Annotated in this window: 21 protein-coding genes; 15 read left to right on the forward strand and 6 right to left on the reverse strand. The window is 61.8% G+C overall.

What is annotated here, in order from left to right:
* Positions 1-13: 13 nt before the first annotated feature.
* A complete protein-coding gene (locus tag ACZ2HM_RS20740) occupies positions 14-667 on the reverse strand; it encodes a winged helix-turn-helix domain-containing protein (RefSeq protein WP_043150826.1) in 654 nt (217 codons plus the stop codon).
* A gap of 85 nt (positions 668-752) precedes the next feature.
* On the opposite strand from ACZ2HM_RS20740, the gene ACZ2HM_RS20745 reads away from it, so the two are divergent.
* Genes ACZ2HM_RS20745 through ACZ2HM_RS20770 form a run of 6 tightly spaced genes read left to right on the forward strand, consistent with a single transcriptional unit; the run spans position 753 to position 6963 of the window.
* A complete protein-coding gene (locus ACZ2HM_RS20745) occupies positions 753-1550 on the forward strand; it encodes a TlpA disulfide reductase family protein (RefSeq protein ID WP_333970627.1) in 798 nt (265 codons plus the stop codon).
* Between the two features lies 1 nt (position 1551).
* Complete coding sequence (locus ACZ2HM_RS20750) at positions 1552-2232, forward strand: DsbA family protein (RefSeq protein ID WP_333970628.1); 681 nt, start codon at positions 1552-1554, stop codon at positions 2230-2232.
* Between the two features lie 17 nt (positions 2233-2249).
* The gene (locus tag ACZ2HM_RS20755) at positions 2250-4415 is read left to right on the forward strand and encodes a protein-disulfide reductase DsbD family protein (protein ID WP_470426907.1); all 2166 of its coding nucleotides are present in this window, start codon (positions 2250-2252) and stop codon (positions 4413-4415) included.
* On the forward strand, positions 4399-4950 hold the full coding sequence (locus ACZ2HM_RS20760) for a DsrE family protein (RefSeq protein WP_333970631.1): 552 nt from the start codon (positions 4399-4401) through the stop codon (positions 4948-4950). Before ACZ2HM_RS20755 ends, ACZ2HM_RS20760 begins: the two co-directional genes overlap by 17 nt.
* 47 nt (positions 4951-4997) lie before the next feature.
* The gene (locus ACZ2HM_RS20765) at positions 4998-6347 is read left to right on the forward strand and encodes an MBL fold metallo-hydrolase (protein ID WP_333970633.1); all 1350 of its coding nucleotides are present in this window, start codon (positions 4998-5000) and stop codon (positions 6345-6347) included.
* Complete coding sequence (locus ACZ2HM_RS20770; RefSeq protein ID WP_254798309.1) at positions 6340-6963, forward strand: class I SAM-dependent methyltransferase; 624 nt, start codon at positions 6340-6342, stop codon at positions 6961-6963. Before ACZ2HM_RS20765 ends, ACZ2HM_RS20770 begins: the two co-directional genes overlap by 8 nt.
* A gap of 17 nt (positions 6964-6980) precedes the next feature.
* On the opposite strand, the gene ACZ2HM_RS20775 is transcribed toward ACZ2HM_RS20770, so the two are convergent.
* Genes ACZ2HM_RS20775 through ACZ2HM_RS20785 form a run of 3 tightly spaced genes read right to left on the reverse strand, consistent with a single transcriptional unit; the run spans position 6981 to position 12727 of the window.
* Positions 6981-8399 (reverse strand): efflux transporter outer membrane subunit, encoded by a 1419-nt coding sequence (locus tag ACZ2HM_RS20775; protein ID WP_333970636.1) that lies wholly within the window; start codon positions 8397-8399, stop codon positions 6981-6983.
* Complete coding sequence (locus tag ACZ2HM_RS20780; RefSeq protein WP_470426908.1) at positions 8386-9558, reverse strand: efflux RND transporter periplasmic adaptor subunit; 1173 nt, start codon at positions 9556-9558, stop codon at positions 8386-8388. Before ACZ2HM_RS20780 ends, ACZ2HM_RS20775 begins: the two co-directional genes overlap by 14 nt.
* Positions 9551-12727, reverse strand: a complete 3177-nt coding sequence (locus ACZ2HM_RS20785) for an efflux RND transporter permease subunit (RefSeq protein WP_470426909.1) — start codon at positions 12725-12727, stop codon at positions 9551-9553. Before ACZ2HM_RS20785 ends, ACZ2HM_RS20780 begins: the two co-directional genes overlap by 8 nt.
* Positions 12728-12972: 245 nt before the next feature.
* On the opposite strand from ACZ2HM_RS20785, the gene ACZ2HM_RS20790 reads away from it, so the two are divergent.
* The 3 genes from ACZ2HM_RS20790 to ACZ2HM_RS20800 all read left to right on the forward strand — a co-directional run bounded on the left by ACZ2HM_RS20790 (position 12973) and on the right by ACZ2HM_RS20800 (position 16445).
* Positions 12973-14265, forward strand: coding sequence for an NAD(P)/FAD-dependent oxidoreductase (locus ACZ2HM_RS20790; protein ID WP_470426910.1), 1293 nt, complete (start codon positions 12973-12975; stop codon positions 14263-14265).
* A gap of 6 nt (positions 14266-14271) precedes the next feature.
* On the forward strand, positions 14272-15711 hold the full coding sequence (locus ACZ2HM_RS20795; protein WP_470426911.1) for a bifunctional metallophosphatase/5'-nucleotidase: 1440 nt from the start codon (positions 14272-14274) through the stop codon (positions 15709-15711).
* 104 nt (positions 15712-15815) lie between these two features.
* On the forward strand, positions 15816-16445 hold the full coding sequence (locus tag ACZ2HM_RS20800) for a peroxiredoxin (protein ID WP_470426912.1): 630 nt from the start codon (positions 15816-15818) through the stop codon (positions 16443-16445).
* Positions 16446-16481: 36 nt separating this feature from the next.
* Here ACZ2HM_RS20800 and ACZ2HM_RS20805 read toward each other — a convergent pair whose 3' ends face one another.
* Positions 16482-16862, reverse strand: coding sequence for an ArsR/SmtB family transcription factor (locus ACZ2HM_RS20805; protein ID WP_182914079.1), 381 nt, complete (start codon positions 16860-16862; stop codon positions 16482-16484).
* A complete protein-coding gene (locus ACZ2HM_RS20810) occupies positions 16859-17530 on the reverse strand; it encodes a peroxiredoxin (protein WP_470426913.1) in 672 nt (223 codons plus the stop codon). The genes ACZ2HM_RS20805 and ACZ2HM_RS20810 overlap by 4 nt, the downstream gene beginning before the upstream one ends.
* Positions 17531-17634: 104 nt before the next feature.
* On the opposite strand from ACZ2HM_RS20810, the gene ACZ2HM_RS20815 reads away from it, so the two are divergent.
* The 6 genes from ACZ2HM_RS20815 (at position 17635) to ACZ2HM_RS20840 (ending at position 23460) form a co-directional block, all read left to right on the forward strand.
* Positions 17635-18543: an MBL fold metallo-hydrolase gene (locus ACZ2HM_RS20815; RefSeq protein WP_470427325.1), complete on the forward strand. Its 909-nt coding sequence runs from the start codon at positions 17635-17637 to the stop codon at positions 18541-18543.
* Positions 18543-18974: a YeeE/YedE family protein gene (locus tag ACZ2HM_RS20820; protein WP_470426914.1), complete on the forward strand. Its 432-nt coding sequence runs from the start codon at positions 18543-18545 to the stop codon at positions 18972-18974. The genes ACZ2HM_RS20815 and ACZ2HM_RS20820 overlap by 1 nt, the downstream gene beginning before the upstream one ends.
* Positions 18974-19411, forward strand: coding sequence for a DUF6691 family protein (locus tag ACZ2HM_RS20825; protein WP_470427326.1), 438 nt, complete (start codon positions 18974-18976; stop codon positions 19409-19411). Before ACZ2HM_RS20820 ends, ACZ2HM_RS20825 begins: the two co-directional genes overlap by 1 nt.
* A gap of 20 nt (positions 19412-19431) precedes the next feature.
* Positions 19432-21117 carry a bifunctional protein tyrosine phosphatase family protein/NAD(P)/FAD-dependent oxidoreductase gene (locus ACZ2HM_RS20830; RefSeq protein WP_470426915.1) on the forward strand — a complete coding sequence of 562 codons (1686 nt, stop codon included), beginning with the start codon at positions 19432-19434 and terminating at the stop codon, positions 21115-21117.
* A 5-nt stretch (positions 21118-21122) separates the two neighbouring features.
* Positions 21123-21899: a sulfite exporter TauE/SafE family protein gene (locus tag ACZ2HM_RS20835; protein ID WP_470426916.1), complete on the forward strand. Its 777-nt coding sequence runs from the start codon at positions 21123-21125 to the stop codon at positions 21897-21899.
* A gap of 157 nt (positions 21900-22056) precedes the next feature.
* Positions 22057-23460, forward strand: a complete 1404-nt coding sequence (locus tag ACZ2HM_RS20840) for a cytochrome ubiquinol oxidase subunit I (protein WP_119750136.1) — start codon at positions 22057-22059, stop codon at positions 23458-23460.
* Positions 23461-23462 lie beyond the last annotated feature (2 nt).

Raw genomic sequence — 23462 nt, forward strand, 5'->3', positions numbered from 1 at the left:
ATCCGTAACGCGGTCATGATCGTATAATCCGGTAACCCTCTCCGCGCACCGTTTCGATGCGGCTCCGGCCGAGTTTCGCACGGAGCTTGTGGATGTGTACCTCCACCGCGTTGCTTTCGATTTCTTCCTGCCAGCCGTAGATGCGATCTTCCAGCTGACTGCGCGACAGCACGTGCCCCGGGCGCTCCGCCAAAGCATGCAGGATCGCAAACTCGCGGCGAGACACGGCGATTTCCTCGCCATCCAAGGCCACTGATCTACGCGCTTCGCTGATTATCAGCGCACCCAGTTCCAGATCGCCGCTTGCCCGGCCACTGGCTCGACGCATGATCGCGCGCAGGCGGGCTGATAGTTCTGTAAGATCGAAGGGTTTGCCCAGATAATCATCGGCACCGCGATCAAGTCCCTCGACCCGGTCCGCGACCATGTCACGCGCCGTCAGCAGCAGCACCGGAGTCTCGACGCCGGCCCGTCGCCATTCCGCTAGCAGGTCGAGACCGGATCCATCTGGCAGGCCGATATCGAGCACGACGCCAGCATGATCTCCTATCGCGGCGCGCGCGTCGGCAAGACAGGCCACAGCATCGACCTCGAACCCCTCAAGGCCCAGCCCCACCACGATACCGTCGCGCAGAATATCATCATCTTCAACAAGCAGAATCCGCATTTCTGCTCCTTTCCCTGTCCGCCTTACCGCTACCTTAAGCCGGATGCTAAGCCTGCCTTAAGAAAGGGCGGCAAGGAGAACCACAATGGATGGCGTCATACAGATCGGCCCACTTGCCATGGCTACAGACCGTTTGATCGCTGTTGCAGCGATCTGGGCGTTTCTGGCGATCGCGGGTGTGATTGCCGCGCGGCTGGATAGTAGGGCAATGCGTGCCGGATGGTTGTCCTTGCTGGCCGGACTGGTTGCAGCGCGCATCGGCTTTATTCTTGCCAATCTTGATGCTTTTATCGCCGAACCCTGGGGCATGCTTGCAATCTGGCAGGGCGGGTTCTCGGTTTGGGCAGGCGCTGCGGCGGCGTTGATCATCATCTTGGTTATGCTGGGGCGCAAACCTGCAGGTCTTGCCCTGATCGCCACGGTTGCAGGTCTTTTTGTACTTCATCTCGGTGCGGCCACCTTGATTGCACCGGATGTACGACCGATGCCGCGCCTGATGCTGACGGACCTCGATGGCAAACCGGTCGAGCTGGGCATTCCGGGGCGACCTATGGTTATCAATCTGTGGGCCACATGGTGTCCGCCGTGCCGTCGTGAAATGCCGATGCTGATCGACGTGGCGCAAAGCTCCAAAGTTCCGGTTCTGCTCGTCAATCAAGGCGAGGACGCTGCGGCCATCCGTGCGTTTCTTGCCAAGCAGGGCCTGGCCAATGGGGCAATCGTGAGTGATCCGGGCGGCGTCTTGGGCAAGGCTGTCGCTTCGGTGGCGCTTCCAACCACCCTGTTCGTAAACGAGGCGGGCGAAATTGCCGGTCTCCACGCCGGCGAGATATCCCGGGCGGCGCTGACCGCAGGGATGCGTGATCTGCAAAGGACCCAATGAGATGAAGACACTGACAATCGCCGCTGGCATCGGCTTGGCCGCGCTTCTGGCCGGCGGCGTGGCGCTTTGGAGCGGTGATGCCGACCCGGCGCAAGCTCGTCAGGCGTCGAGCGACACCTCCAGCGCAGACGCGCTGCGCATCCGCTCGCAAATCCAGAATGATCCTGTTGCCCCCGCCATCGCGCCGCAGGGGCACGATGTCACTGTCGTGGTTTTCTCCGACTATCAATGTCCCTTTTGCCGCAAGCTCCACCCGTCGCTCGAAGCACTGGTGAACGAAGACCCCAAGGTGAAACTGGTCTTTCGTGACTGGCCGGTCTTCGGCGCTGCGTCCACCGAAGCCGCGCGGGCAGCCATCGCCTCCAAATGGCAAGGCAAGCATGCCGCGTTCAACGATGCGCTGATGACCACGACAGGCAAGCTGACATCGGACAATATTCGCGCCGCAGCAGGCAAGGCAGGGGTGGATTGGGCGAAACTGCAGGCTGACCTTACCGCGCACAAGGCTGAGATCGATGCTGTGCTGGATCGCAATAGCCGATACGCAGCAATGCTGGGCCTTCAAGGCACGCCCGGTATGCTGATCGGCCCCTATCTCATCCCCGGCGGCATGGATCTGCGCGGGTTGCGTGAGGCAGTGGCGCTTGCGCGACGCGATCCGAACGGAACTGCATCACAATGAAAACGCCGGCCAGGACGATGATTGATCGACTACCGCGTCTTGCGATAAGGTTTTTCGCACTCTTCGCAGCCGCTTTGCTTGGTTTCATCGCTGGACCGATCGCCGCTCAGGGCACGGCAAATATCAATGCGTCGGTGCTGGCCGAATCCAGTTCCCCAAAGCCCGGCACGACAACGCGCATCGCTATCCGCATGGTGCCACGCACTGGCTGGCATGGCTATTGGGTCAATCCGGGCGACAGCGGGCTCTCGGTAGAGGCGAACTGGACCGTGCCGGACGGCGTAACCATGGGTGACCTGCGCCATCCCGCACCAACCCTGCTCGAGCTCGCGGGGTTGGCAAGCTATGTTCACAAAGGTGCATTCACGCTCCTTACAGATTTGAACCTGAACGACGATGTTGCTCCGGGCACTTCCATCACGCTGCGCGTCAACCTCTCATGGCTTGCCTGCTCGGACACGCTGTGTGTCCCCGAACGCGCCACGCTCGATCTGCTGCTGACGGCGGGTGATGGAACAACCAATGCAGCTGCGGCGCCGGTTTTCCGGGCGGCCAAGGCGGCACTGCCTGTGGAAGGCAGACTTAAAATGGTGGTCGGGCGTCAGGGTGGAGACTGGCGCTTCGACATTGATGGCGAAGCCAGGCTGGATGCATCGTCGGTGCGCCTGTTTCCCGCTCAGGATGGCTGGTTCGCGGCATCGGCGCCGCAGACCGTCGTGCGCCGGGAAGGTGGATGGCGCGTGACTGTCGCCGCATCGGACAATGCTGCGCCCACGCCTTCAGATTTTCGCGGCGTGTTTGCGGATAGTAAGCGCAGTTTCGCGTTGATGGCTTCGGGTGCCCGTGAAATCCCCAAGACCAAGGCGCCTGTAGCACGGTCGGCGCCAGCCACAGCCGCCGTTCTCCCCGACGCTGTCGACAAGCCCACTCCGGCGCAGGGCTCTAAGCGTGCCGCGCCAGCCGATACGCGCGCGTTCAGAATTGCACTTGCCGGTGCGATCCTTGGCGGGCTGCTGCTCAACCTGATGCCTTGCGTGTTCCCGATCCTGTCGCTCAAGACGCTGAGCCTCGCTCGATCGGGCGCTGACCGGCACACCGCGAAAGTGGAAGGGCTTGCCTATTTTGCCGGGAGCGTAGCGACGACCACGGCGCTGGGCGCAATATTGGTAGGCGCCCGCGCGATGGGCCATGACATTGGCTGGTCTTTTCAGCTTCAGGATCCCCGGATGATCCTGCTGCTGATGCTCTTGTCGCTGGCAATCGCGCTCAATTTGGCTGGTCTGTTCGAAGTGAGTGGCCCCTCTTTGTCCGGCAATTGGATGACGAAGAAAGGCGGCCTCGGCGCGTTTGGCACCGGTGCGCTTGCTGCGCTGATCGCGACTCCTTGTAGTGGCCCCTTTATGGGCGTCGCGCTGGGCGCGGCACTGGTTCTGCCGGTGCCAGCTGCGCTGGCGGTCTTTGCAGGCCTGGGCCTCGGTATGGCGCTCCCATTCCTGCTTATCGCCTTCGTGCCCCGACTTCAACGCTGGCTGCCGAAACCCGGCCCGTGGATGGCAACCTTCCGCCGCATTCTTGCGATTCCGATGCTGCTGACCGCGATCGGGCTTGCCTGGGTCCTGGGACGGCAAAGTGGCGTGGACGGGCTTGCGATGGGCCTGCTGATCGCCGCGCTGGCCGCGATGGGATTATGGTGGGTGGGCTTGAGACAAAGCGGGGGGCGCTCCGCTATGGTCGGGCTGGCCCCGGTGATGGCGGCGCTCCTGGTCGCGATCGCGGTAGAGCTGCCGCGCCCGCCCGCCGCGACCGCTCCGGCGAGTACCGGATCACAAATGTTCAGTGAAGCGCGCTTTTCTGAGTTGCGCGCGCAGGGCGTACCGGTCTTTGTCGATTTCACAGCAGACTGGTGCCTCGTCTGCCAAGTCAACAAGCGAGTGGCGATCGACCGGGCGGACACGCAAGCGGCATTCGCGAAGGCGGGTGTGACGATGCTCGTTGCCGACTGGACGCGGGGCGATCCAGAGATCACGCGCTTCCTGGCCAGCCGCGGCCGCAATTCGATCCCTTACTATCTCTACGCGCCGTCTAAAAGTCCGGTTCGGGAGCTGCCGCAGATGCTAAGCAGCGAGATTCTGATCAGGCTAGCCAATGAGTCGGAAGGTGAGACAGATGATGAGCATTTATAACAAATTACTCATTCTGGGGGGCGCCGCCACATTGGTTGTTTGCATGCCCGCATCCGCTCAAGTTGCGAGGCACCCGGCGGTCGCGGACTATGGCGCGATTGCGCCCGTGGCGCAGGTTGCCAACCGTCCCGCCGCCACGGATGATATGCGGGCGCTGTTCGAAATCACCGGCGAGGCACGTGGGCCAAACGGGGTCAACCGTAGTCTCGACAGGGTCGCGCGCTATCTCAATCTGCTCGCATCGAGCGGCGTGTCCACCAAACCAGGCGATATCAAGGTTATCATCCACGGGCCAGCCACACCGCTGATTCTGCGTGACGAAGCCTACCAAAAGCGGTTCAAGTCCGCCAACCCAAACACGCCGCTGATTGCCGCACTTACGCGGGCTGGCGTTGAAATCCATGTCTGTGGCCAGGCCACCGCTGGACAGGGCATTGCGCGGGAGGACATCGATCCGGCGGTCACTCTCGATCTGTCCGCGATGACAACGCTGGTCCTCCTGCAACGCCAGGGATGGCCGCTCGTTTCAAATTGACAATAGCAGTCGTCGCGGCGCGAAACCCATACAAGAAGGAACGAACTATGCTGCTGGAAAAGATAAAGACGCCGGGCCTTTCCCACCTGTCTTATCTGGTGGGGTCGGGAGGGCAGGCAGCCGTGATCGACCCACGCCGCGACTGCGCCATCTACCTGGAGAAGGCGCGTGCAGCAGGGCTTGAGATCACGTATATCTTCGAGACTCATCGTAACGAAGATCTTGTATCTGGCGCGTCGGTGCTCGCCGGCATGACGGGTGCAAAGGTGCTGCATGGGCCGAACCCGGAACGGCCCATAGTCTATGCGACAACGGCGCGCGACGGTGATTGTTATGCCATCGGCCAACTGGAAATCCGGGCCATGGAAACACCCGGCCATACTGATGACCATCTGGCCTATGCGCTGTTTGATACCGCCTATCCTGACAAGGCGGTGGGCGTGTTCACTGGCGACGCAATGTTCGTCGGCGATGTCGGCCGAACCGATTTTTATCCCGACCGGCGCGAGGAAGTGGCCGGGCTGTTGTTCGATTCCCTCCGCAAGCTGCTGGCGCTCGGCGATCAGACCATCATCTATCCGGCGCACGGTGCCGGCTCGGTCTGCGGATCAGGCATGGCCGATCGCGAGTTCTCTACCATCGGCCATGAGCGGCTCAACAATCCGCGGCTCCAGACCACGGATCGCGACGAATTCATTCGGTTCAAAGTCAATGAGAATCACTATCAACCGCCCTATTTCCGGCTGATGGAACGGCTGAACGTGGAAGGGGGCAGTGCGCTGCCGCCGGTGATGCGCCCGCGCCGCCTTTCGCTCGCGCAGTTAAGGCACTGCGAAGCGGATCATCTGGTCGACGTCCGCGAACCCATGGCCTATGCTGCGGGCCATCTGCCTGGCGCGATGAGCCTGCCCGTGGATATGATTTCCGCATTTGCTGGCTGGTTCATCCGCGAAGGGGAAAGCGTCGCCCTGATCGCTTCAGATGAAGATCAACTCGCCGCCGCGCTGGAACATCTGGTGCGGATCGCGCTGGATAATGTGGTGGGTGGCTATGTCGGCATGGTGCCTGCCGCGGCGAAAGGCGTAACGATTCAGCAGACGCCCATGATCGATACGGACGAAGTCGAAAACCGTTTAGGTGGTGCTGAAGGGTGGACGTTGCTGGATGTGCGCGATGCAGACGAACGGGCCAAATCTGCCATCGACGGATCGCACCATATCTATGTCGGCCAGCTTAACGACCGTTGGCAGGAACTGGACAAGAAGCGGCATTACACCCTGATGTGCGCCAGCGGCATGCGCGCGACGGTCGCCGCAGGGTGGCTGGCCAGCCGCGGTTTTGAAAAGCTCGACATCTATCTTGGTTCGATGGGAGCATGGAAGGCAGCGCATGACTGATCGTATGGATTCAGCCGCATTCTGGGACAGTCGCTTCGCTTCGGAAGACTATGTCTTTGGAACCGAGCCCAATGCATTTGTGCGCCGTGAAGCGGGCCGTTTGCCGCAAGGCGGGCGGGTGCTGGCGGTGGCCGATGGGGAAGGGCGCAATGGGGTCTATCTGGCCCAACAGGGCCTGGACGTTACCGCAACCGACATATCCGCCGCCGGAATCGCGAAGGCGCGCAGGCTGGCGCAACAGCGTGGCGTTTCCTTGACGCTGGAGCAGGTCGATCTGGCCGCCTACGACTGGCCGGAGGCCGCATTTGACGCGGTCGTGGCGATCTTCGTGCAATTTGCCGATCCCATATTGCGGGCCAAGATGTTCGCCGGCTTTGCCAGAACTTTGCGGCCCGGCGGCATTCTGCTGCTGGAAGGCTATCGCCCGGAACAGCTGGAATATGGCACAGGCGGGCCGAAGGTAGAAGACAACCTCTATACCCAAAGCATGCTGCGCGAAGCGTTTGCCGGGTGGGATATTGTTTCCCTGCAGAGCTACGATGCGGATATTCGCGAAGGCAGCGGCCATGGCGGGATGTCCGCACTGATCGATCTTGTTGCGCTGCAGCCCGGCTAGCCTCAGCCTGATTCGTATCAGCCACCGGCCGGTTCGACCCTGCCCTGCGTCCCGCCGCCAAGCGCGCGAACAAGGGTGATCGCAGCCCGTTGCCGCGCTGTCTGCACAGTGATGAAGGCTTGTTGCGCAGCCAGGGCGGCAGTTTGTGCGGTGACGACTTCCAGATAGTCCGCCGCGCCATCGCGATAACGGTCCAACGCCAGTTCTTCCCCGCGCGAAGCGGCCTGCGCGGCCCGCCGCCGGTCGGCTTCCTCGGCCGCCAGCGCCGCGGTGCTGGCCAGCGAATCCTCTACCTCCTGGAAGGCATTCAGCACTGTTTCGCGGTAATTGGCGGCGAGGATGTTGTATTCCGCCTCGCTGACGGCAACCCGCGCCCGCTGCCGCCCGCCATCAAACAAGTTGAGCACCGCCGACAATGGTCCCAGCGCCCAATATCCGGTTGGGGCGCTGACAAGGGGCGCACCACTGGCCTGAAAACCACCCGCCAATGCCAGATCGATGCGGGGGAACCGGGCCGCCTTCGCCACGCCGATGCGGGCATTGGCAGCAATTAGCCGCCGCTGTGCCCCGGCAATGTCAGGTCGCCGTTCGAGCAGGGTGGATGGCAGGCCCGGCGCAATGGTGGGCAAAGCCCCAATGCTATCGGCGGGGGCAACGGCAAATTGCCCGGGTATCATGCCAATCAGTGTTGCGATGCGGTTTTCCAGCGTCGCCCGGCGTGCCGCGATCTGCCGGAACAGCGCTTGTGCATTGGCGAGTTGCGTCTGCGACCGACTGCGATCCACGCCCGATGCGATGCCGCCTACGTGGCGGATGCGGATCAGTGCGTCTGACGCTTCGTAAGCGTCCACTGTGCGGCGCAGCAGGGCACCTTCCCGGTCAAGTCCACGCAACTGGAAATAGGCATCCGCCAGCGCGCCATGAAGGCTGAGGCGGACGGAGGCGAGACTGGCCGCTTCGACTCCCGCGTCCGCTTCGCTAGCCCTGACGCTGTCGCGCACCCGACCCCAAAGGTCGATTTCATAGTTCAGCGCACCGCCCAGAATATACTGGTCCGCCGTTATCGGAACGCCAGGACCGATGGGCCGACCAGCGGAAAGCCGTTCGCGCGATATGGCCGTGCGGGCATCCAGCGTGGGGACAAGATCCGACCCCGCAAGGCGCGCCTCCGCCCGCGCGCGGTCAAGCCGGGCTACTGCTGCGGCAAGGCTTGGGCTGCCCTCGTCCGCCCGCGCGATCAGGTCGTCCAGTACAGGGTCGTCGAAATCACGCCACCATTGCCCTCGCGGCTGCCGGTCCGCCGGCGCGGCATCCTGCCACCGTGCGCCATATTTGTAACTTTCCGCCACCGGCGTGACCGGAATATTGAGTGGCGGCGCCATGGAACAGCCCGCCATCAACAGCAAGGCGGGCGCGGCGAGGTTAATTCTGCGCATTGGCAGTACCTTTCCCCCGGTTGCGGACGATGCGAACCCGATCGCCTTGTGCCAGCGCTTCTGGAGGAGCGGCGATCACGCGGGCATGCGGCGTCAGGCCGGAAGCGATCTGTACGCTGGCGCCATCGTCGCGTCCGATCATAACCGGGCGCATCGTCACGCGCCCTTCGCGATCGACCAGCCCCACCATCGTTCCCTTCGGTGTGACAATCAGCGCACTGGCAGGCAGCGTTACTGCGGTGCCCGCCGCCATGGGGATGGCCACTGCAGCATAGCCGCCCGGCTTCAGCCGCTGGCCTGAGTTGTTCACCTCGAACTCGGCCAGTATCGTGCCCGAGGCCCGGTCCACTGCACCTGCTGTGCGTGCCAGTACGGCGTCGAAACTCTCGCCCGGATATTCCGGTACGGTCAGACTGGCCACCACACCTCGCGTCAGCTGTCCTGATAAGGCCTGGGGCACACGGACGCGCAGGCGCAGTCGGCGGTCATCTGCAATGGTGAACAGGGGGCTGGCGGCGCCGTTGCCCGCATTCACCAGGGCGCCGATTTCCGCGTTCCGGGTGGTCACCCGGCCTGCAAAAGGTGCCACAACACGGCTGAAGCCTAGCGTGGCGCGCAATCGTTCGACATTGGCACGGGCCGAACTGGCGAGGGCCGCTGCCGCCGCTAGCCGCCCGGTCTTTTCATCGGTTTCCTGTTGCGATACCGCGTCCTTCGCGCGCAGCGCGTTCCAACGTACGGCCGTAGTTTGCGCCAGTCCCCGGTTGGCTTCCGCCGTGCGCAGGTCCGCTTGCGCCTGTGCCAGTTGTTGTTCCACCTCCGGCGCGTCCAGCACGGCCAGAACCTGCCCCGCACGCACATGATCGCCAATATCGACCAGTCGCTGCGCCACATAGCCGCTGGCGCGGGCATGGATGGCGGCTTCGTTATCCGGTTCCAACATGCCGGGCAGACGAATGGCGCCTGCTTCCGCCGGTTGTGGGTGCAAGACATTGACGGTCGGCAATGCATTGGCGCGGGCGAATTCCGCTTGTTCGGTATGGTCCGCATTGCGGAAAACGATGCCGCCACCCACCAGCAGCGCTACGCCAACAGCTGCCGCCGCACCATAAAGGCGGCCCTTTCGCGATGAAGTCCGTGATGGGGTGGGATCAGGCATGGCTCGGTTCCAGTTCGATAGTGCGGGTTTTCGGGGCGCCCTTGCGGTGGGCCAGCGCGAACAGCGCGGGCACCAGCACCAGCGTGGCGATTGTGGCAAACGCCAAACCGCCGATCACCGCACGGCCCAGCGGCGCGTTCTGTTCCGCCCCTTCGCCCAGGGCCAGCGCCATGGGCGACATGCCGATGATCATTACCAGCGCGGTCATCAGCACCGGGCGCAGGCGAACCATGCCCGCTTCCAGTGCGGCCGTTGCAGCATTGCCCGTTTCCGCCAGCCTTTCGCGCGCGAAACTGACGACGAGGATAGCATTTGCAGTGGATACGCCCATTGCCATGATCGCGCCGATCAGTGCCGGTACGGACAAAGTGGTGCCGGTCAGGAACAGCATCCACGCAATGCCTGCCAATGCGGCGGGCAACGCGCCGATGATTACAAGCGGATCGATCCAGTTCTGGAAGTTCACCACGATCACCAGATAGATCAGCACGATCGCCGCGATCAGGCCGAATGCGAGGCCGGTGAAGGCTATGTTCATCGTTTCATATTGGCCGCGCAGTGTGACGGTGGATGCTTTCGGCAGGTCCTTTTCCAGCGCGGCGATGGCGGCGTTCACGTCGGTCGCAACGGCACCCAGATCACGCCCTTGCGTGGTGGCATAGATGTTGATGACCGGCTGAATGTCATATTTGCTGACGACAGACAGGGTGTTGCTGCGCGTAATCTGCCCAAGACCGCCCAACGTCTGCGATGCGGCATTGGCACCGCCCGCCACCGGCAGTGCGGCCAGTTCGGCCACGGAGCCTACGTCCTGTTCCGGCAACTGCGCCACGACAGGATAGGACACGCCGTTTTCCGGGTTGAGATAGAATACGGGCGAGCTTTGCGCCGTACCGGCGAGCGCCGTGGCTAGGCTGGACGTCACATCACGCTGGCTGAGGCCATATTGCGCGATGCGTGCCCGGTCGACATCGATATTCAACTGCGGATAGCGGGTCGATTGCTGAATGCGCGCATCGGCCAGCCCCGGGATCTGCCGCAAGCGCTTCAGCAGCTTTTGCGCATATTGCTGATTTTCCGGGATGTTGCGCCCACGTATCTGGACATCGATGGGGGCAGGCGATCCAAAGTTCAGGATCTGGCTGGTCATGTCCGCAGGCAGGAAGGCGAAATCCACACCAGGGAAGCTGAGTGGCAATTGATGTCGCAGCGCACGGACATAGCCATCGGTATCGCCGTGCACTTCCGCCAAGGTAATCAGGATATCTCCTTCATTGGTCCCGACCGTGCCGGAGTTGGCATAGATATTATTCAGCGGCGCCAGCGAGATGCCGATGTTGTCGACCACTGTTTCGATTTCCTCATCGGGGATCACGCGGCGAATCTGCCGCTGCACCTGCGCGAAAGTGGCGGAGCTTTGTTCGATCCGCGTGCCGGCAGGCGTCCGCACGTGCAGGGCGATCTGGCCGGAATCTACCGCCGGGAAAAAGTCGCGCCCCAGCAGCGGCACTAGTGCCAACGACAGAAGCATGACGCCTAGAAAGACCATGGCAAAGCCGCGGCGAACATCCAACACGCGGCGCAGCAACTGGCCATAACGGGCACGCATCCGTTCGAACCGCTGGTCAAACCCGCGCTGAAAACGAACGAATATATTGCGAGTCGGGCGGGTCTTTGCTCCTTCATCATGCGGGCGCAGCAGGAACATCGCCATGGTCGGCACCAGCGTGCGGGCGAGCACGAAGGACGTGAGCAAGGCGAATATCACCGCCAGCGCCAGCGGCACGAACAGGAAGCCCGCAATGCCGGGCAGAAAGAACATCGGCACGAAAACAATGCAGATGCTCAGCAACGCAACAAGTGCCGGCTTCACGATCTGTGCCGCACCATCCAGGATGGCAGCGATCACGCTCTTGCCTTGTTCAAGATGCCAGTTGATGTTTTCGATCGTGACAGTGGCATCATCCACCAGAATGCCGATCGCCAGCACCAGCCCGCTCAGCGTCATGAGGTTCAGTGTGTGGCCCACCGCGCCCAAACCTGCAATGGAACCCAGGATCGCAAGAGGAATGGCAGTGACGATGATGATTGTCGATCGCCATGATCCAAGGAACAGCAGGATCATCAACGAGGTCAGCAGGGCAGCCAATGCGCCTTCCATCACCACGGAAGATACCGCCGCCTTCACCAGTTCTGACTGATCGCCGATGGCTGTCACTTTCAATGCGCCGGGCAGGCCAGCCAGCACCAGCGGCAGGCGCTCCTTGATCCCGTCCACGATGGCGAGAGTGGATGCGCTGCCGCTTTTCAACACGGTCATCAGTGCGGATCGCTGACCATCAACATGAACAACATTGATCTGAGGGGCGGACCCGTCGCGCACCTGTGCGATATCTCGCATCAAAATGGTGGCGCCATCCACCACCTTCACCGGCAGATTGTTCAGTTGATCGACCGATGCAGGGGCATTGTTCAGGCGGATATTATATTGCAGATCGCCCATCTTGGCGAAGCCGACCGGGCTGATCTGTGTCTGCGCGGCCAGCGCCTCCGCGACGTCCTGCGCCGAAAGCCCGCGCGCCTGCAGCGCTGCGGGATCGACGTCGATCTGCATCTGCCGCTGCTTCCCGCCCGATGGAAACGGCATGGCGACGCCGGGCACGGTGACCATTTGCGGTCTGATCTGGTTCAGGCCCAGATCGAACAGCTGCTGTTCGCTCAACCCCTCTCCGGACAGGGCCAGTTGCAGGATCGGCACGGTGGAAGCATCGTAATTGACGATCATCGGCGGGGTGATGCCGGGCGGCAACTGGCGCAGCACGGTTTGCGAAATGGACGTGACCTGCGCCGTGGCGGTGCGGATATCCACGCCCGGCTGGAAATAGATCTTCACCACCGCCACCCCGTTCAGGGACTGGCTTTCGATCCGCTGAATATCGTTGACCGCGCTGGTCAACACCCGTTCGTACGGCGTGACGATGCGCCCGGCCATGTCCTGCGGGGACAGACCCGTATAGGTCCAGGCTGTGGCGATGACTGGCACCCCAATGCGCGGAAAAATATCGACCGGCATGCGCAGGATAGACAGCACCCCGATGCCGAAAATCATTATGGCCATCACGATGAACGTGAGCGGTTTTGTCAGTGCCGTGCGTACCAGCGCGATCATCGTTCGCCGCGCCGTGATGAATTGATCATGATCGTGGACCTCCCGTCCGGAAGGTCAAAAGCCGGGCCAGCTTAAGGCAGGCTTATGCGAGGGCGGTAATTTCGCTGCCAAGCCGCACGCATCCATCCGCATCGCCAAGTGGTAAGGATGCCTTAAGGTGCGTGGCTATCCTGCCAAGTTGGAACGCGCGCGCGACTGTTCGTTTTACTTCCGTTTTGCTGCCCGCGACGGCCAAGGAGATTACTATGCCACACTATGATGGTCGCCCCCATGTCCTCATTCTTGGCGGAAATTTTGCGGGGCTGGCCTGCGCGCAAAAAGTGCGACAATATGTGGGGGACAAGGCGCGCATCACCGTAGTCGATCGCAAAAGCTATCTGCTGTTCATTCCCAACATCCCGGCTGACGTGTTCGAAGATCGCAACCCAGCGCTGCACCAGCGGATGGATCTGGTGCCCATCCTGGCAAAGGATGACATCGATTTTATCCATGGGGAAGTCACTGCTGTCGACATTGCAGCGCGCAATGTAACTTTCAGGCCCGCAGAACGGGGTGGCGCCGAAGATCATGTCGAACATTATGATTATGTCATCTTCGCACTGGGCGCCCGGCTTGCCTATGATCGGATCGAGGGTTTCGCCGAACATGGCCACACTGTCAGTGACCTGTACCACGGGGAAAAGCTGCGCCGCTATCTCAACACCCGCTACGCAGGCGGCCCGATCGCGATCGGATCGGCAAGGTTCCACCAAGGGGACGGAGCTGACGGTCTGGAACCCTATCCCGGCGGATCGATCCCGCGGGCGCTTGCCGCCTGTGAAGGGCCTCCCGTCGAGGTCATGATGTCGATGGCGACCTGGCTCAAGGATCGGAAACTTGGCGGCCCCGAAAACGTCACTGTCTTTACGCCAGCCCCCATGATCGCGGAAGACGCAGGCGAGGATGTCGTCAAACAACTCCTGACACTCGCGACCAAGATGGGCTTCAACTACTGGAACAACACGCAGGACATCACGCGACTGACGGCCGACGCCATCGAGTTTGCCGATGGCCGCACCCTGCTGGCAGAGGTGAAGATCATTTTCCCCGACTGGGTAGCGCACGACTTTGTCAAACGCCTGCCTGTCAGCGATTCCCAAGGGTTTATCAAAACCGACCTGCTGATGCGCAACCCTGACCACCCCGAAGTGTTCGCCTGTGGCGATTGCGCCGCTGTTACGGTGCCCAAATTGGGCGCCATCGGACATCAGCAATCAGACATCATCGGGCTTCAACTTGGCAAGATTTTCGGCACCGTGGACGCGGAAAAGGCTGACTTTCCGCTGAAGCCCGAGGTGCTGTGCATCGGCGATATGGGCGATGGGAAGGCGTTCTGGATACATTCCAACAGCTGGTTCGGCGGTGACAGCCAAATACTGAAGGTGGGGCGCGTGCCCTATTTCCTGAAAATGCGATATCGCGACATGTTCTTTGCCGCAGATGGCAAAGTGCCCGCATGGGGACTGGATGCCGCAGCGCTGATCGCGGAAGGGCTTTGAGCCGCCATGACAAACCTGACCATTCTGCAACTCAATGATCTGCACGGCTATGTGGAGCCCCATTCCGAACTGTGGCGCGATGCGCATGGCGATTTCCAGTTCGCGCAGATGGGTGGACTGGCGCGAATCAAGGCTCTGTTCGACCAGGCACGGCAGGAAAATCCCGGCGGAGTGATCGCGCTGGATAATGGCGACACGTTCCACGGCACCCATTTCGCCGTGCAGGATCGGGCACGGGCGATGGTGCCACTGATCAACGCGCTGGGCTTCGACGCGATGACGCTACACTGGGAGTTTGCCTACGGCCCGGAACGTGTGGCTGAGATATCGAGCGAGCTGGCCCACCCTATGCTCGCCGCGAATATCTTTCTCGAAGACAGTAGCGAATTGTTTATGCCGCCCTCGACCATCATCGAACGCAACGGGGTGCAGGTAGGCATTGTCGGCCTCGCCTGCCCGATTGTGGACAAGACGATGCCGCCATCCTTCAGCAAGGGCCTTCGCTTCGTCACGGGCAATGCCGAACTGCCCGGCCATATTGAACGGCTGCGGCAGGATGCCGATCTGATTGTTGTCCTGTCCCACCTCGGTTTTCCGCAGGATGTGCAACTGGCCAAGGACGTGGCCGGAATTGACGTGATCGCCAGCGGCCACACCCATAACCGCATGGAAAACGCCGTCGTCGTCAATGGGGCGATCATTTTCCAGTCTGGCTGTCATGGCTCCTATGTCGGGCGGCTCGATCTGGATGTTTCGGAAAATGGCATTCAGGGCTGGCGCCATCGCCTGATACCCGTCGATGACAGCGTTGCGAGCGATCCGGGCCTGGCGGATGCTGTCGCCGCGGCTCTCGCAAGCGAAAGGCAGTCGATGAGCGAGGTCGTCGGGCACACGGACGTCGCCCTGCATCGGTATGCGATGCTCAACAGCCCGATGGATGACCTGTTGCTCGAAGCCATTGCCGAGGCAGCGGGAACGCCGATCGCCTTTTCCAATGGCTGGCGTTACGGCGCACCGATCGCGCCTGGACCGATCACGATGAACGACCTTTGGAACATGGTGCCGGTGGACCCACCTGTTTCGGTTGTGGACGTTACCGGCTCGGAAATCCGCGAGATGCTGGAGGAAAATCTCGAGCGAACCTTTGCGTCGGATCCGTATGAGCAGATGGGCGGCTATATCAAAAGGATGCGCGGCGTGCGGCTCGTCTTCAAGGCGGAGAATGATAAAGGCCGCCGTATTGACCGACTATATATCGACGGCGCTCCGATTGAGGAATCTGCTCGCTACACCGCCGCTTTCATTACTGCCCAAGGTGTTCCAGCGAAATTCGGCGCCAACCGGCGTAAACTGACTATCTCGGCGATTGAAGCTCTGCGTCGAAGGCTTGCGAGACCATGGGCTGGGGCGGATGACGCAGAAAGCTCAAGCACTGAACTCATATAATTGCGCATATTCATATACACGATCACAGAAAGTCACATATTGTGTTGGTTCCTTTCGGTGTCCTGCGGTAGGTGTCTGTTATCGCAACCCCGAAAGGACCCGACATGAGCCTGCACATTGGCGACACCGCACCCGATTTCACCGTCGACACCCAGAACGGCCCCATCAGCCTGCATGAGTGGGCTGGCGACTCCTGGGTATTCTTCTTCAGCCACCCTGCCGATTTCACGCCGGTCTGCACGACCGAGATGGGCCGCACAGCCCAGCTTGCCGATCAGTTCGAGGCCCGCAACGTCAAACCGCTCGGCCTGTCGACTGACACTGCCGACGAGCACCGCAAATGGATCGAGGATGTTAACGACACCCAGAACACCAACCTGACTTTCCCCATCGTCGCTGACGCGGATCTGTCGATCGCCAAGATGTATGACATGATCCACCCCGATCAGAGCGCGACCGCAGCGGTGCGATCGGTCTTCATCATCGATCCAAAAAAGAAGATTCGGCTGACAATGACCTACCCGATGAGCGTGGGACGTAACTTCGACGAGATATTGCGGGTTATCGATGCGCTTCAACTCGGCGACGCCAAGCGTATCGCAACTCCGGCAGACTGGCAGAAGGGTAAGGAAGTGATCATTCCTCCCTCGATCAAGGATGACGAGGCACGCGCCCTCTTCCCCCAGGGCTGGACCGAGCATCGCCCTTATCTGCGCACCGTATTGGTGGACTGAGAGTTTGATGCTGCGAGGCTCTACAGCCTCGCAGCATCATTTACGTGGCGCGATCCGAGCGAACATGGCCGCGCCGCCGCCGGCCTGCAGTCGGGCCGCGACCGCGTCTGCACGGGATATGGCTACCGTCCCCGCATAGGCATCAAGCAAGGCGCTGACTTCAGCGATACGGGCCTGGTTGATGCGATAGAAAACCAGCTTTGCCTCGCGTCGTGTGTGCACAAGGTCGGCCTTTCGCAGAACACCGAGCTGTTGGCTGAGGCCGGGCTGCACCACATTGGCTAAGTGTTCGATCTCGCCGACCGAGCGCTCGCCATCTATGAGCGTGCGCAGCAGGGAGAGGCGCACCGGATGTGCAAGCGCCCGAAGCAAATCCGCCGCGGCCTCGAGATCAAGCGTCGCGATATCCGCCATCATGCCTGATCCTTGATCGGCGTGTAGAACCAGTCGGTGCCGGCGGGCGCTGCCAGCACGTCTGCGACATCGTGGCTTGGGACCGCGAGCAGATCACTGCCTGGCATCCAACCTTCCGGCGCCAGAGCCGATCCATCATGAACACGCTGAAGCGCGGCGACGAGACGCAGCATCTCCTCCACGGAGCGCCCGACGCTGGCCGGATAGCAGGTCGATGCCCGCAATATCCCGTCCGGATCGAGGAAATAGGTCGTCCGCACCGCGCTGGCATCCATCGCGTTTGGGCCGACCATGCCATAAGCGCGCGCGATCTCCAGCGTCGGATCTTCGATGATCGGGAAGTCCACGACGACATCGAACCGATCGCGGATCGCGCGGATCCAGGCGAGGTGGGAAAACAGGCTGTCGACCGACAGTGCCATCAGTTCGCACCCCAACGCCGCAAACCGGTCATGCGCGCGCGCGATCGACACGAACTCGCTGGTACAGACCGGCGTGAAATCCGCCGGATGCGAAAAGAGCGCAAGCCATCGTCCTCGGAAATCCGAAAGTGACACCGGGCCACGGGTCGAGCGGGCGGTGAAATCCGGCGCTTCCTCGCCAAGGCGCAACGCGGAACAGGAGGGGAGTTCAGGAGCCAAATCGAAGCTTTCATTCAAGGTGATCGACATTGTCGTCAATCTCGTGAGTTGACGCAACTATAATACTCGATTATTAGAAACGTGTAAGTATGAAAGTTTGGAGAGTCGAGATGGACCAACGTGACGAGCCACTCATGCTCGCAACACAGATTGTGGCGGAAACCCAGGCCGGGGAATTGTCCGCGCCGGTTGTGCGCTCGTTCTTTGACGAGCCGACATTCACTGCAAGCTATGTGGTGCATGATCCGGTAACCCGCGCCGCAGCGATTATCGACAGCGTGCTCGATTTCGATGCTGCATCAGGCCGCACCGAGCACGGCTCTGCCCAGGCGATCATCGACTATGTCGAGATCGAAGGCTTGAAGGTCGAATGGCTGCTGGAAACGCATGCTCATGCAGATCATCTGTCTGCCGCGCCGTTCCTTCAGGAAAAGCTCGGCGGCAAGCTCGCCATCGGCCGCGCGATCACGACAGTCCAGAGCGTGTTTGGCAAGATCTTCAACGAGGGCACGCAGTTCGAGCGTGACGGTTCGCAGTTCGACCATCTGTTCGATGACGGCGACAGGTTCGCGATCGGGTCGATTCCTGCGGTCGCGTTGCACGTGCCGGGGCATACGCCTGCGGACCTGGCCTATGTCATCGGCGACGCAGTGTTCACCGGCGATACGCTGTTCATGCCGGACTATGGCACCGCCCGCGCGGATTTCCCCGGCGGCGATGCGCGGATGCTCTATCGCTCTATCCGCCGCCTGATGGATTTGCCCCGTGAGACGCGCACTTTCCTTTGCCATGATTACAAAGCGCCGGGCCGTGACGACTTTGTGTGGGAAACCACCATCGGCCAGGAACGCGATTCCAATGTCCACGTCCATGAAGGCGTGGGCGAGGACGAATTTGTCGAGATGCGCACGCGGCGTGACGCGACGCTGGGGATGCCACGGCTCATCCTTCCCTCGATACAGGTGAATATGCGCGGCGGGCACCTACCGGAGCCGGAGGATAACGGCACGCGCTACCTCAAGCTGCCGCTGGACGTGCTGTGATGCCTGATCATGCGATGCCGCTGCAGGGGCTGATCGGTGGCCTGATGATCGGCGTGGCGGCTGCCATCATGCTGTTGGGCGCGGGCCGCATCGCCGGCGTCAGCGGCATGGCGGCGCGGGCGATCGGGCTGGGCGGTGGCGCACCGCGCATGCTCGCGCTGGCCTTCATCATCGGCCTGCCGCTTGGTGCAGCACTCGTCACATGGCTGGCGGGGCCGATCCTGTCACGCTTCCCCATGAGCATGGCGACGCTCGCCGTTGCCGGGCTGATCGTCGGCATCGGCACGCGGCTCGGGTCGGGCTGCACGTCCGGTCACGGCGTATGCGGCATGTCGCGCCTGTCGAAGCGATCCATCGTTGCGACATTCACCTTCATGGCGACCGGCTTCGCGACCGTGGCAATCGTGAATGCTGTTGGAGGTGGCTGGTGATGCGCGGCGTGATCGGCCTTGCCTCCGGCCTGTTGTTCGGCGCGGGCCTCTCCGTGTCGGGCATGCTGGATCCCGTGCGGGTCCGCGGGTTCCTCGACCTGTTTGGTGCCTGGGATCCCACCCTTGCCTTTGTGATGGGTGGCGCGATGATCCCGATGGCGATCGCCTGGCTGATTCAGCGGCGGATGGCGGCGCCTGTTGCCGATGCCGATTTTCATCTGCCCGACACCGATCCAATCACGCCACGCCTGCTCGGCGGGTCTGGCCTGTTCGGCATCGGTTGGGGGCTTGGCGGATTGTGCCCCGGCCCGGCGCTGGCCGCCTTTGCCATAAACCCTCCGGCAGCCGCCGTCTTTACTGCTGCGATGGCGGTCGGCTTCGCGATCGTGTGGGCGCTTGATCGCCCGTCGGGACCGCGAACGCCGGTCCACGCCTGAACTTAAAAAGGAGAGGTTCGATGAATCCCCATAAGCTCGACGAAAAGCTGCTCGTTTGTGGCCAGATTACCCCGGAAGACATTGACCAGGCCGCATCTGCTGGCGTCCGTCTGATCATCAACAATCGGCCTGATGGCGAAGAGCCCGGCCAACCTCTCTCAGCCGACCTGAAGGCAAAGGCTGACGCGCTCGACATTGCCTATCGTTATATTCCCATCAGCGGTGGCAATTTCGACGACGCATCGGTTATGGCCTTTGGCGATGCGCTGGCATCTGCCGATGGCCCCACTCTCGCTTTCTGCAGGACCGGCACCCGTGCCACGACGCTTTGGGCATTGTCCCAGGCTGGATCGCGCCCGACCGCAGCCATCCTGGGCGCGGCAAATGCGGCTGGCTATGACCTGTCGCAATTGCGCGATCGGATCGAGGCCACAGGGGCCAGCGGCCCGGATGGCCCCGCGGCCGATCGCCCCGCCGCCCGCTATGACGTTGTCATTGTCGGCGGGGGTGCAGGCGGCATCGCGACGGCGGCATCGATCCTCAAGCGGGATCCCAAGCTTTCGGTGGCGATCATCGAACCGCGTACCGAACATTATTACCAGCCTGGCTGGACGATGGTCGGTGCAGGTGTGTTCGAACCGAAATCAACCTGCCATTCGATGGCGTCGGTGATGCCCAAGGGTGCCACCTGGATCAGGGAAGCCGCGCAAAGCTTTCAGCCCGAACAGGATCAGGTGACGACAGCCAATGGCCGCGCGATTGGCTATCGCGCGTTGGTTGTCGCGCCGGGCAACGTGCTGGACTGGGACGCGATCGACGGGCTGGCGGCAACGCTGGGCCAGAACGGCGTTACGTCCAATTATCGCTACGACACAGCGCCCTATACCTGGGAGCTGGTACGCAATCTGCGGGAAGGCGTTGCGCTGTTCACCCAGCCGCCGATGCCCATCAAATGCGCCGGCGCCCCTCAGAAGGCGATGTACCTGTCGTGCGACAACTGGCTGGAACGCGGCGTCCTGAACAACATTGATGTTGCCTTCCACAATGCGGGCGGCGTGCTGTTCGGCGTGAAGGACTATGTCCCCGCGCTGATGGGCTATGTCGAGCGGTACGGCATCGACCTCAATTTCGAATCCACCCTGATCGCGGTCGACGGCGCGGCAAAGACCGCGACCTTCCGCGAAAAGACGGGCGAAGTGACGCGCGCGTTCGACATGATCCATGTGACCCCGCCCCAGATCGCGCCGCGTGTCGTTGCGGACAGTCTGCTGGCGGACAAGGCAGGCTATGTCGAGGTCGATCAGGTGACGTTGCAGCACGTCCGTTATCCCAATATCTTCGGTCTTGGCGATGGTGGCTCCACGCCCAATGCCAAGACCGCCGCCGCGGCGCGCAAACAGGCGCCGATCGTGGCGGTCAATCTGCTGTCGGTACTTAAGGGGGGAGAGCCGGTTGCCGGTTATGACGGCTACGGCTCCTGCCCGCTGACCGTCGAGAAGGGCAAGATCGTGCTCGCCGAGTTCGGCTATGGTGGCAAGCTCCTGCCCAGCTTCCCAAAATGGCTGATCGATGGAACGCAGCCTGCGAGGCTGTCCTGGCTGCTCAAGTCCGAGGCGCTGCCGTGGATTTATTGGAACGGCATGCTCAAGGGTCATGAGTGGCTGGTAAAGCCGCAACCAATCGAACGCGCGCGTCAGGCGGCGTGATCACCATGCTCGAACCCCTGCAATATGTGTTGGGCCTCCTGTCAGGCTCGCTGGTCGGCTTCTCGCTGGGACTGGTTGGGGGCGGCGGCTCGATCCTCGCCGTGCCGCTGATGGTCTATCTGGTCGGTGTCTCCAGTCCGCATGTCGCGATTGGCACGTCGGCGCTGGCGGTCGCCGTCAACGCCGCGACGGGGCTGGCCAGCCATGCACGCGAGCATACGGTCAAATGGCGCTGCGGCGGCATGTATGCGGCTGCAGGCGTCCTTGGCGCGCTGGGCGGGTCGACGGTCGGCAAGGCGTTCGACGGGCAGAAGCTGCTGTTCCTGTTCGCTCTGGTGATGATCGTCGTCAGCATACTGATGCTGCGCGGGCGCAAAGCGCTGGGCATCCCGGGTGCCCAATGTAATCGTGAGAATGCGCCCAAAGTTCTGGGCTATGGTCTGGGCACCGGCATCTTCTCGGGCTTCTTCGGCATCGGTGGCGGTTTCCTGATCGTCCCCGGCCTCGTTGCATCGACCAGCATGCCGATCATCAACGCGGTCGGAACCAGTCTCGTCGCGGTAACGGCGTTCGGCCTGACGACAGCCGCCAACTACGCATTTTCCGGGCTGATCGACTGGGTGCTGGCTGGCGTGTTCATCACTGGTGGCATCGCTGGCGGGTTCATCGGCACAATCGCCGCCAAGCGGCTATCTGGCACTGGCACGCTGACAACCGTGTTTGCGGTGCTGATCTTCGTCGTCGCGGCCTATATGCTCTGGAAGAGCGCGGCGGCCCTGTGACCACGATCCCCGACAAGGAACGCCGCTGTCAGGCGATTGCCGCCTTGATCGCCTCCGGTCAGGGCGTTTGCGCCAGTTGCCGGCAAATCGGTATATCGGAAAAGACATTCAATCGCTGGCGGCGCGCACAGCGCGCAGCTTTACCGGAAGACTAAAGATGTTCGACGGCCTCGATGCTCTGCTGCTCGCCCGAATCCAGTTCGGGTTCACGGTCAGCTTCCACTTCATTTTTCCGGCATTTTCAATCGGCCTTGCCAGCTATCTGATGGTCCTGGAAGGACTGTGGCTGAAAACCGGACGGGACATCTATCTCGACCTGTTCCGCTACTGGGTGAAGATCTTTGCCATCGCTTTCGCCATGGGCGTCGTATCGGGCATCGTCATGTCTTATCAGTTCGGCACGAACTGGTCGGTTTTCTCGACAAAGGCAGGGCCGGTGATCGGGCCGCTGATGGCCTATGAAGTGCTCACCGCCTTCTTCCTGGAGGCCGGCTTTCTCGGCGTAATGCTGTTCGGCATGTCCAAGGTGGGCAAAGGCCTGCATTTCGCCGCTACCTGCATGGTGGCGCTCGGCACGTTCATTTCGGCCTTCTGGATCCTGTCGGTGAACAGCTGGATGCAGACGCCGACCGGCTTCGAGATGTCACCCGATGGCCGTTTCCTGCCAGGGGAATCCTGGCTGGCGATCATCTTCAACCCCAGCTTCCCCTACCGGCTCGTCCATACGGTGATAGCCGCCTATCTGACCACTGCCTTTGTAGTCGGTGCGGTGGGCGCCTGGCATCTGCTGCGCGACCGCGCGAACCTGCATGCGCGGAAGATGTTTAGCATGGCGATGTGGATGGCTGCGATCGTCGCGCCGATTCAGATTTTCGCTGGCGACATGCACGGCCTCAACACACTGGAGCATCAGCCCGCCAAGGTCATGGCCATGGAGGGGCATTACGAGAGCCACCCGGACGGTGCGCCGCTGATCCTGTTCGGCATTCCCAACAGCGCGGAGAAACGCATCGATTATGCCGTGGAGGTTCCCAAGGCATCGTCGCTGATCCTGAAGCATGATCTGAACGCACCGCTCGCCGGCCTCGATACGATTCCCGATGACCGTGAGCCTCCCGTGCCGGTCATCTTCTGGTCTTTCCGGGTGATGGTCGGCATCGGCTTTGCCATGCTGGGCCTTGGTCTGTGGAGCCTGGTCGCGCGGATGCGTAAACGTCTCTACGACTGGTCGTGGCTGCATCGCGCCGCCGTGCTGATGGGGCCGTCAGGCTTCGTGGCAGTGATTGCCGGGTGGATCACGACGGAGGTGGGGCGCCAACCCTATACCGTTTATGGCCACATGCTCACGGCCCAAAGCGCGTCGCCTCTCGCCGCGCCTGCGGTTGCCGCCTCGCTGATCGCGTTCGTCATCGTGTATTTCGCAGTCTTCGGTGCGGGCGCATGGTACATCCTGCATCTGATGCATAAGCCGGCCGGGCCGCATGAGTCGGAGCCTGAGCATATGCCGGTACGCACTGCGGGTATTACGCCTGCACCGGCCATCGCGACTGGGGCGGAGTAAAC

The sequence above is a fragment of the Sphingobium sp. KKT206 genome (assembly GCF_055640555.1).